This window comes from Pseudomonas sp. P5_B2, from assembly GCF_056400445.1.
Genome location: NZ_JBFULH010000740.1, coordinates 1 through 1,832, shown reverse-complemented (window position 1 = coordinate 1,832; position 1,832 = coordinate 1). Strand labels below are relative to the sequence as shown.

Genomic DNA, 1,832 nt, shown 5'->3' with positions numbered 1-1,832 from the left:
GGTCAGGGCATTTCCGTGTCGGGACTGTTTGCCTTATTCACCAGCCTTCTTATCCCGCTGGTGGCGGCGCGGGTTGATCGTAAACCACTACTTCTTTCACTGACGCTGTTGATGATCCTTTCCGGAACGGTGGTCGCTTTCGCCCCGAACTACGGGGTATTCATGATCGGGCGCGCGCTGATCGGTGTTGCGATTGGTGGCTTCTGGTCACTGTCGGCGGCAACCGCCATGCGCCTTGTGCCTGATGACCAGGTCACACGCGCCATGGCAATCGTCAACGGCGGCAACGCATTGGCGACTGTGATTGCAGCACCATTGGGCAGTTTTCTTGGCGCCTTGATTGGCTGGCGCGGTGCGTTCTTGTGCGTCATCCCAGTCGCGATAGTCGCTTGTGTATGGCTGTCTTTAAGCCTTCCACCGATGAAAGCGCAAAGCGGTTCAGGCGCTGGAAACGTCTTCAGGTTGATGAAAAGCGTGCCGGTCGCGCTAGGCATGGTGGCGGTCAGTGTGTTTTTCATGGGCCAGTTCATGCTGTTTACCTATTTGCGCCCATTCCTTGAAACGGTCACACACGTCAGTGTTTCCATGCTGTCGTTGATGTTGCTCGTCCTGGGCCTTGCGGGCCTCGCAGGAACCTTCCTAATTGAAGCGTTCTTGAAAAAGGGTCTGCATCGAACCCTCATCGTCATCCCGATCTTGATGGCGATGATTGCACTGGCGCTTGTTTCATACGGTAGCTCTGCGGCCACCACGACCGTCTTGCTTGGCGCATGGGGACTGATTGCGACTGCAGCGCCCGTTGGTTGGTGGACATGGCTGGCGAGGACGCTGCCAAACTCTGCTGAAGCAGGAGGCGGTTTAATGGTGGCGATCATCCAACTCGCTATTGCGTCTGGTGCAACCGTTGGCGGGCTGGTCTTCGACGCGAGCGGCTATCAAGCGACCTTCGAATTGAGCGCCACCTTGCTAGGCGTGGCGGCCGTTCTTGCCTTCTTGGCTGCACGCGCAGCATCGCGGGAGCCTGTTGCATTGGTAATGCATTGCTTAAAATAACCGCAAGACACGCCAAGGCATGTATTGCGGTTCGGGGAGAATACTCTCGGAAATTKGACGTRACYGTCAGCGTGCGCTGTCGATGATTTGGCCRCCATCCGGAGTAAGGCYGTAACSCGTGCATCAGCTTTGCMTGATYGAGYYCCAYGCRGCCTTCGCGAGAAAATCRCGGTACACCTTCRGACTTTTTTTGACYCTCCCGGAAAGCCAGGCACGCGAATAGCTTTCCGTCGYTCCGATGATGAGAGARGGTATGAGTTCTGTGGGAAGGTGACTGAACWGCTCYTTWCGACCCTCGATACTCATCCAKTCCAGCAGTTGCTTGTTGCGTTGTTTATTGCGTTCAAGCAAYTCGTCTTTGAAAGGCCCGTTTGAGACTGCGTAGCGRCTTTGAAATACAAARCGRGCCCAATCCGGTTGCTCATCCACCCACTCAACGTAGCTATAAATAAGTGCAGATACGCCCGCTTGAGCCGTCTGTGTAGACGCTGACGCCGAATCGACCCACGTGCCGACACAAGACTGCMCYACCCCAAGTAGGCAGAAATCCAGCATAGGCAACGGTTCGCGAGGAATAAGACTGGGTCAGTGACATCTCGGCCACTGGGTCAATTCGGCGTCGGCGTCGGCGTCAACAAGCTACGGCAACTGTCGCAGATCGAGGGCTTTCCCAGAAACATCCAGCGGAAGTAAGTAACTTCCTCAATTGGGAATCGCAAGCTGGTGCGCGACGATGTGCTGGCTGCTAAACCGCTGACGAAAAACGCAAGGAGCGGGAC

Annotated in this window: 1 protein-coding gene; it reads left to right on the top strand. The window is 55.8% G+C overall.

The annotated features are described in order from the left end of the window. Positions 1-1,053, top strand: a 1,053-nt coding sequence (locus tag AC1DRJ_RS26205; RefSeq protein ID WP_477804709.1) for an MFS transporter, incomplete at its 5' end; no start/stop codon positions are given. Positions 1,054-1,832: the final 779 nt, after the last annotated feature.